General features: G+C 54.4%; 7 protein-coding genes. 4 read left to right on the top strand and 3 right to left on the bottom strand.

The window, feature by feature from the left end; all coding sequences use genetic code 11:
* Positions 1 to 220 precede the first annotated feature (220 nt).
* The 3 genes from ACYVK4_RS07695 to rocD form a co-directional block, all read right to left on the bottom strand.
* Positions 221 to 2575 carry a hypothetical protein gene (locus ACYVK4_RS07695; RefSeq protein ID WP_461126914.1) on the bottom strand — a complete coding sequence of 785 codons (2355 nt, stop codon included), beginning with the start codon at positions 2573 to 2575 and terminating at the stop codon, positions 221 to 223.
* Positions 2576 to 2583: 8 nt separating this feature from the next.
* A complete protein-coding gene (locus tag ACYVK4_RS07700; RefSeq protein WP_461127500.1) occupies positions 2584 to 3738 on the bottom strand; it encodes a DegT/DnrJ/EryC1/StrS family aminotransferase in 1155 nt (384 codons plus the stop codon).
* 319 nt (positions 3739 to 4057) lie between these two features.
* Positions 4058 to 5311: an ornithine--oxo-acid transaminase gene (gene rocD, locus ACYVK4_RS07705; RefSeq protein ID WP_461126915.1), complete on the bottom strand. Its 1254-nt coding sequence runs from the start codon at positions 5309 to 5311 to the stop codon at positions 4058 to 4060.
* Between the two features lie 115 nt (positions 5312 to 5426).
* Here rocD and ACYVK4_RS07710 point away from each other — a divergent pair, with 115 nt between their 5' ends.
* The 4 genes from ACYVK4_RS07710 to ACYVK4_RS07725 all read left to right on the top strand — a co-directional run bounded on the left by ACYVK4_RS07710 (position 5427) and on the right by ACYVK4_RS07725 (position 8146).
* The gene (locus tag ACYVK4_RS07710) at positions 5427 to 5597 is read left to right on the top strand and encodes a DUF5522 domain-containing protein (protein WP_461126916.1); all 171 of its coding nucleotides are present in this window, start codon (positions 5427 to 5429) and stop codon (positions 5595 to 5597) included.
* Positions 5598 to 5657: 60 nt separating this feature from the next.
* The gene (rpmB, locus tag ACYVK4_RS07715) at positions 5658 to 5897 is read left to right on the top strand and encodes a 50S ribosomal protein L28 (RefSeq protein WP_046375705.1); all 240 of its coding nucleotides are present in this window, start codon (positions 5658 to 5660) and stop codon (positions 5895 to 5897) included.
* Between the two features lie 269 nt (positions 5898 to 6166).
* The gene (locus ACYVK4_RS07720) at positions 6167 to 6889 is read left to right on the top strand and encodes an RluA family pseudouridine synthase (protein ID WP_461126917.1); all 723 of its coding nucleotides are present in this window, start codon (positions 6167 to 6169) and stop codon (positions 6887 to 6889) included.
* A 258-nt stretch (positions 6890 to 7147) separates the two neighbouring features.
* A complete protein-coding gene (locus ACYVK4_RS07725; RefSeq protein ID WP_461126918.1) occupies positions 7148 to 8146 on the top strand; it encodes an NAD(P)H-quinone oxidoreductase in 999 nt (332 codons plus the stop codon).
* The last annotated feature ends 209 nt before the right edge of the window (positions 8147 to 8355 follow it).

Raw genomic sequence — 8355 nt, forward strand, 5'->3', positions numbered from 1 at the left:
AACGGCGGACCGCAAAGCGCACAGAGGTTGATGGGGGAAGAAAGTGCCCTAATCAACCTCTGTGCGCTTTGCGGTCCGCCGTTGCGGGGCCTCTGTGGTTAACAATTATTACTTTAAGCGTATAAAGCGGACCTGATTTAACCTAGATACAGCCATTATTCACGTTAATTAGGTAAATGACCTAAAACGACACCGCCAGTCTGAGGCCGGTGGGCCGGAATTACTCGCTTCCTTTTTCTTTGAGCAGCCAGATATCCGAAATGCGGGAATTTTGCCGCCAGTTCAGGTGCGACTCTTCGGGCTGATCGAAGGTGACGATAATGCGCCCGTCGTGGGTGGCCGATAGCGGCACAATCCATTCTTTCACCGTATCCGCTTCCCGGTTATACAGCGTTGGCTCCAGTCGCTGGCCATCAACCCGCAACAGAGCTTCGCCAAACCCCACTACCCGCACAACATACCGGGCACCGGGATCCAGATTGTCGTACGTGAGCGTCGGGCTACGCTGGTACGTTTGCGACGACAGGCGGGCACGGCTGCGGCCATTCTCCCACCAGGCAATATCGGTCGCATCGTCGGAGATGGTTTTTACGCGCGGCCCCTTGCTCACACTCGACACATCGTCGTAGAAACTGCCTTTGCCGGGATTTTCCCAGGCACTGATTTCCCGCAAACGGCTTAGCTGCTCCGCCTTCGTTTTCAGGGATTTGACTTTTACAAACTGGTCGGCCATCCACCAGCGGTTGTTGAGGGGATAATCGACAAAATCCAGCACACAGCCCCGTTCGTAGCCTTTCGCGTTGTATGTAGGAACACTGGTCTGCAAGCCAACGGAGGCAAACAAATCAGCGCACAAGGCTTCGATCCGGTTTCTTAACTCGGGCAAAACCGGACGTTTATCCGCCTGATTCATCACCTCCATCGCCTGATTCATGGCCGTTTCGGGAGCAGTGATGTCGGCGTTGGCCAGTAACTGGTTGGCGTTCGTTTCGAGTCGCTGCTCATACAGCAACCGCCTGCGGGTATAGGCATCGTAATACGCCCGAAGCAGGAAGAGCTGCCATCGCCAGTTGGTCGCCAGCGTTGGCTGATCGGCCTCCAGCTTTTTCCAGAAGGCAAACGTAGCGTCTACCCCACCGTTTTCAGCCAGCGGCCCCTGCCAGTTTTGTTCAAGTGCCGCAATGCCACTGGCGGTAGCCTCATCCAGCGTTGGACCAAAGAAAAAGCGGCCATAATCGGTGAGTATTTCGGTTACGTCGGCTTCCGGATTCCAGCCGCGCATACTCCAGACAACTTTGTTCACGTCGTCATGGCAGCCATCCGAATACGACACGAAGCCATCGGTAAAGGGAGCCGAGGCCGCCTGTACTTTGGCAAAGAAATACGGACGCGGGTTAGCCGCTTCCCGGCCCAGTGTCAGCGCATAGGCCTGATCCCAGCGCTCGACCGGGTATTCGCAGCGAATGTTATGCGTGATGTCGGGGTACTGCCGAAGCCCATACTGTTTGGGCAGCCGGAAGCGGGTTTCGGCAAGGGGCGGGCTCCCCGGACCGTGTACCAGTCCCGCCAGCCAGTCGGGTTTTTGCCGGGCGATGTATCCATAGACATAATCGATGTGCTCCACGCTGAACCCCTGCAACGACAGCCAGATTTTAGCTTTCGGGTGGTAGTTGACTAGCCGGGTGTGCAGGTCTTTCAGAAAAAGCATCACCTCCCGGGGATGATTATCGCCCGGATCGCCCCCCGGCACGAAGATGTGGTCGAGCCGGGGACATGCCCGGTAAAAAGCCTCGTGCCGATCGAGTTCAGCAGTTCGTTTAGCTACATCTGTCAACGCAAAGGTGGCGGGTGTCCAGACCCAGTAATCCAGGTCGTACTGCTGACATATCACGCTCATTTTTAGCCGCATTTCCGATGCAGGCAGTTTGAAATGAGGGCTTGGCTTTTCTTCTTCGTGAAACGGAATTCCCTCAATGGCGTTGGTACCAAAAATAGCCAGCTCCCGAATGTACTGGTCAAACTGCGCCACCGACCAGGCATCGTATGAGTTGGCCGTTGACCGATACCCCAGTTGATGCCCCCGAATGGGGTAAGCGGGCGCGGTGGCGATATTGGCGGGGGCAGCCAGTTCGAGCCGCTTTCGGTCCATGATGAGGGTTCGCAGCAGCCAGCCCGTACCATACAAAATACCGCGGGCATCGGCTCCGATAATCCAGATCGTGGTTCTTCCGGGTGTCACATCGCTCACCACCCGAAACCCTTCCGGCAGTGCTTCCGGGTGCTGTTTAGCCAAACTTACCGGTACCGGAACACCGGCTAAAGCCGTATCGCCCACCAGGGCAAACGCCACACAAACAGGGTTCGTTTTTGACCAGCCGGTCACGTTTTTGAGGCTTATGCCCGTCCGTTTGGCAATCTCCTCCGTCAGCACCCGTGGGGCCGTTACGCGCATGGGTGCCGGAATTGTAGGCGATACGAGCACAACCGCCCGCTGAAGATAAATGGGTTGCGCCGGCAGGACATTCGGTCCGGCAACGATCAGGAGTGTAATGAACAGGAATCGGGTCAAGTACATACGGTGGGCTAGTTTACAACGGCGTGTTGAACTTTCCGAATGGCGTCGGCAAAGGAGTCCATATCGCTGCGTGACCCCAGCATGGCTTGCTGGAAAATCCATACCGCTTCGTCGGTGCAGGCCCGTTCGGCAACCGGGCAGCACACATCTGCGTAGTCGAGCGTGTCGGGCAGGGCATAACACAGCCAGTTTTTCTGTTGAAAAAGGGGCTGTTTATACAACGGATGCGGATACCCCGCCGAACACGGAAGTCCTTCTGCCGCCAGCATAGCGACAAATTCCGACTTGGGTACCTGACCAAATTTCGCTTTGTCGTACCGAAAAATATAAAGATGATAGGGATGGATCAGCTCGTCTTCTCCCCGGCTCAGCGGGCTGATGCCTTCCACCTCTGCCAGCAGGCTATCCAGGTACAGGCCATTTTCATTGCGGATACGCGTCTGCTCATCCAGCCGCTTCAATTGCTCGCTGAGCAAAACGGCCTGTAGCTGTGTAATTCGGTAGTTACAACCCGGATTGACATGGTCGTACCATTGGCCGCCGGGCAGCCGCCCAACATTCCGCAGGGAGTTCATGGTTTGGTACAGGATGTCATCGTTGGTGATGACCATACCGCCCTCGCCCGAGGTCAGGTTTTTTGACGACTGGAAGCTGAAACTGCCCGCGTCGCCAATAGATCCGAGTTTCCGGCCCTTGTACACACCTCCGTGCGCGTGGGCGGCATCTTCAAGTACCCGCAGCTTGTGCCGACGGGCAATGGCCTGAATGGCCTCCATGTTGCAGGGCAGACCCGCAAAATGAACAGCAATGATCACTTTAGTACGCTCCGTAATAGCGGCTTCCAGGGCAGCGGGGTCAAGGTTATAGGTATCAGGCTGAATATCGACAAAGACGGGAACGCAATTGACCTCCAGCACAACAGAAGCCGTGGCAATGAATGTATAGGGCGGTACAATGACTTCGTCGCCGGGTCGTACGCCACAGGCCATGAGGGCCAATCGCAGTGAAACCGATCCATTAACACAGCTTATGGCGTATTTGCTACCGCAATATCGGGCAAACTGCTGCTCAAACTCAGCCACTGCTCCGGCACAGTCCGGGTTTCCCCATTGGCCGCTCCGCACAAGATCAGCGACGGCCTGTACATCCTGCTCATCGTAAATAGGCCAGGGGAAGGCGGTCTTAACGACTTTTTCGCCCCCATGTAGGGTCCAAGCTCATCAAAGCTGTTTTAGTCACGGGCTAATGGGTATTGGTTATTGAGCTATTGGTTATTGGTTTTTCGTTAAGCCTGCTGATAGCCAATAACCAATAGCTCAATAACCAATACGGCATTTAGACCAATTCGGGCTATTGTTCTGTCAGTAATAATCAGGCAAATGCCGGGCCGCCGGTGCGGTTAATTGGGTAACCGGATGATAGTTAATCTGTTGTCTATCGAAAACCAATCGACCGGTTACCTGTTTACGAATCAACGACTACTTAAAAGGCCAGAATCGTTTTCTCAATAATGTCGCAGGCTTCGTGCATCTGTTCTTCGTTGATGACGAGCGGGGGCGCAAAGCGGATTTTATCGCCGTGAGTGGGCTTGGTCAGCAGGCCGTTATCTTTCAGCTTCAGGCAAATTTCCCAGGCGGTTTCCGAACCCAGGTCAGGGCGTTCACTGATGACGATGGCGTTGAGTAATCCCTTACCCCGCACCGACTTCACCAGCGCTGTTTTCTGACTTAATGCCGTCATACGGGCACGGAATAGGTCGCCCATGACCGCAGCATTTTCGGCCAGCCTTTCATCCTCCACCACCTGTAAGGCTTCCATCGTAACGACGCAGGCCAGGGGGTTGCCGCCATAAGTCGACCCGTGTTCACCGGGCTTTATGGTCAGCATCACCTCATCGGAGGTCATCACGGCCGAAACGGGCATAGTACCCCCCGAAAGGGCTTTTCCGAGTATAAGCAAATCAGGTTTTACCCCTTCATGGTCACAGGCAACGCGCTTGCCCGTCCGCCCGATACCCGTCTGGACCTCGTCGGCAATGAACAGCACATTGTATTTTGTGCATAGGTCACGCACACCGCGCAGGTACCCTTCGTGCGGAACCACAACGCCCGCTTCGCCCTGAATGGGTTCAACCATGAACCCGGCAATATTCGGATCACTTTTGAAGGTTTCCTCCAACGCCGTGAGGTCGTTATACGGAATGATGATGTAACCGGGCAATAGCGGACCGAAATCGTTGGTGCTGCTGGGGTCCGTCGACGATGAAATCGCAGCCAGCGTTCGTCCCCAGAAGTTTCCGGCGGCAAACACCACTTTCGCTTCGTTCTGCGGGATTGCTTTGATTTTATAGGCCCATTTGCGGGTCAACTTCAGAGCTGTTTCGCCCCCTTCGGCCCCCGAGTTCATGATCAGTGCCTTATCAAAACCGAAGTACTCGCAAAGGAATTTTTCGCACAACCCAGTTTTATCGTTGTAAAAAGCGCGCGAGGTTAGCGTTAATCGCTGGGCCTGCTGCATCATGGCGTTGATGATGCGCGGATGGCAATGCCCCTGGCTCACGGCGCTGTAGGCCGACAGGAAATCAAAATACCGTTTCTCATCGACATCCCAAACGAAAATGCCTTCACCCCGAGACAACACCGCCGGTATGGGGTGATAATTATGTGCGCCGTATTTCCATTCCAGTTGCATGGCCTTATCGGCCGATGAGGTGGGCGTGATTGGTTCGAGTATCATAGCGAAAAGCAGTTAAATTGAGTTTGTTGGCGAAGCCTTTACTTTTTTGCAACTAACTGACTTAACAGTCCGTTGGCATTCAAAAATAAGACTTCTTCGACAGACCCCCAAAAGCATGGCGCTTCGCCCACCCAGGAAAAAAATACCCGGTTTAGCCGACGACGACTATTACTATACACCCGAGGGATTTGTCGTTTTTACAGCCGCGTATCACCTCAAAAGGGGGTATTGCTGCAAGAGCGGTTGCCGCCATTGCCCTTATGGATTCAAAAAAAAGAATGAATGACTTGCAGATTATGAATTATTTAGCCAATTTTGCGCCCTCAAACGGATAACGAGTACGGTAATGGCCAGAGTTTGTCAAATAACAGGAAAGCGCACACGCACGGGAAACAACGTTTCTCACGCTAACAATAAAACCAAGCGTAAATTTTTCCCGAACCTGCAGAAGAAGCGGTTCTTCGTCGAATCAACCGGCGAATGGATAACACTACGAGTAGCTACGTCAGCTATCAAAACCATCAACAAAAATGGTTTAGAAGCGACGCTACAGAAAGCTTACGAGCGCGGTACGCTGACCGTATAGGCTTTCGAAAAATATTCTCCTCTAAGCCTCTTCCGACTGGGAGGAGGCTTTTTGTGTTTGATCATAGTCGGTAAGTGGCTTCGCCTAAGTTGGTAAGTCAGTAAGTCGGTAAGTGGCAGACGTATCAGTAACACTTGCGTCAGCCACTTACTGACTTACCGAATTAGGCGAAGCCGCTTACTAACTTACTGACTCGGGCGAAGCCACTTACCGACTTACTGACTCAGGAGAAGCCGCTTACTGACTTACCGACTGAAAAATCTACCCCTGTGAAACTAAACTTCGAAGACCTCATTGTTTTTGAGAATGAGGATTACATACTGATCAACAAACCACCCCACGTAGCCTCACTCGACGAACGAACGACGGACCGGGGTGGTCAGAGCATTCTGCGGCTGGCGAAAGCCTACCACGCGGATGCACAGCTGGGGCACCGGCTGGATAAAGAAACGTCGGGTATTCTGGCGATTGCCAAAAATCCGGAGGCTTACCGGCACCTGGCCATGCAGTTCGAACACCGTGAGGTTACGAAACGCTACCATGCCGTCACCAATGGAGTGCATAACTTTGAAGGCATCTCGGTCTATTTACCAATTTCGCCCATCAAGGACGGTACGGCCGTTCGGATTGACCGCGAGAAGGGAAAAGTCGCCGAAACGATTTTCAACACACTTGCCGCCTATCGGACAACGACACTGGTCGAGTGTATGCCCATTACGGGCCGGATGCACCAGATCCGTGTGCACTTGATGTGCCTGAAAGCCCCGATCGTCAACGACCCTACTTACGGAGGGAAACCCGTTTTTCTGTCGGACGTAAAACGTAAATTTAATTTAAAGGAAGGCACCGAAGAGTTACCCCTCATTCATCGGGTTGCCTTGCACGCCCACTCGCTCACCTTCGCCATGCTGGACGGCGAAGAGCAAACCTTCGTGGCCCCCTACCCCAAGGATTTCAACGTACTCGTGAAGCAGCTGGAGAAATTTGCCTAACCCTCCCAACCCCGAAGGGGTTAACTCTAGATAACCCCGGATGCAATCCGGGGAGGGAGAGAGGAGGAGGAGGTCTAGACAGAGGGTGATAGCGGGTGACAGCAGTCGGGACACAGCTACAGAGGTGGCGATAGTGGTCGGTGCCTACAGGATGTGCAATGCCGTACCTACCCTACCCCGGATTGCATCCGGGGTTATCCAGCGTCAACCCTTTCAGGGTTGGTACTGTGTTTGACATATTTAGACTAACTCGACTCCATGAAAGCAATCATCATCACCCAGCCCGGCGATAGTTCGTCACTCGCCTTACAGGAGCAACCTACGCCTGAACCGGCATTTGGGCAAGTACTGATTCGCGTGCGGGCTGCGGGTGTCAACCGAAGTGATATTCACCAGCGAACGGGCGGCTACGGTGCCGATCCGTCGGGGCAGATTCCTGGACTAGAAGTGGCCGGTGTTGTAGAAAGCTGTGGCCCAAATGCCAGTCGTTGGCAAGTTGGCGATGCCGTTTGCGCCCTCATCAGCGGGGGCGGTTATGCCGAATACGTAACCGTCGATGAACGCCATTGCCTGCCTATCCCTGCCAACCTCAGTTTCGTAGAAGCGGCCTCTTTACCCGAAACGATACTAACGGTCTGGTCAACGGTTTTCCAGTGGGGGCATTTGTCAAAAGGCGAGAACTTCCTCATCCACGGCGGCAGCAGTGGTATTGGCGTGACCGCTATTCAACTGGCAAAAGCGTTTGGAGCCAACGCCTACGCCACCGCCGGAAGTGACGACAAATGCGCCTTCTGCGAGCAACTGGGCGCTACTCAGTGCGTCAACTACAAAAAAGAGGATTTCGAGAAGGCATTGGATGGGATTGGCATCAACGTCGTTCTGGACATGGTTGGCGGTGATTATACACCTAAGAACCTGCGTCTGCTCGCCACCGACGGCCGACTTATGTTCATCAACGCCATGCAGGGAGCCGACAGCCAGATTCACATTCCGACCCTGATGCAGAAGCGAATCACCATCAGCGGCAGCATGCTCAAACCCCGTGACGCCGATTTTAAAGCGGCCCTCACCGCCGAGGTAGAGCAACAGGTTTGGCCCCTCCTAACGACCGGCCAGCTAAAGCCCATCGTCTACAAAAGTTTCCCCTTTACCGAAGCCGCCAAAGCACAGGACCTGATGGCCAGCAGCGAGCACATCGGCAAGATCATACTGGAAGTACCATACACAACCAATCCCTCCCAACCCCGAAGGGGTTGACTTTGAATAACCCCAGATGCAATCCGGGGACGGGGACGGGGACGGAGACCAGCACGGGCACGGGGCAGGGACGGACATGGCACCGGCACGGGCACAGAGACCGGGGACGGGACCGGCACGGGGACGGGCACGGAGACCGGCACGAGCACGGGGCAGGGACGGACATGGCACCGGCACGGGCACAGAGACCGGGGACGGGACCGGCACAG

Source organism: Spirosoma aerophilum, assembly GCF_054782495.1.

Excerpts from the sequence above, each read along its gene's own strand:
- ACYVK4_RS07695 (WP_461126914.1), bottom strand. The coding sequence starts at position 2,575 with ATGTACTTGACCCGATTCCTGTTCATTACACTCCTGATCGTTGCCGGA.
- rocD (WP_461126915.1), bottom strand. The coding sequence starts at position 5,311 with ATGATACTCGAACCAATCACGCCCACCTCATCGGCCGATAAGGCCATG.
- ACYVK4_RS07710 (WP_461126916.1), top strand. The coding sequence starts at position 5,427 with ATGGCGCTTCGCCCACCCAGGAAAAAAATACCCGGTTTAGCCGACGAC.
- rpmB (WP_046375705.1), top strand. The coding sequence starts at position 5,658 with ATGGCCAGAGTTTGTCAAATAACAGGAAAGCGCACACGCACGGGAAAC.
- ACYVK4_RS07725 (WP_461126918.1), top strand. The coding sequence starts at position 7,148 with ATGAAAGCAATCATCATCACCCAGCCCGGCGATAGTTCGTCACTCGCC.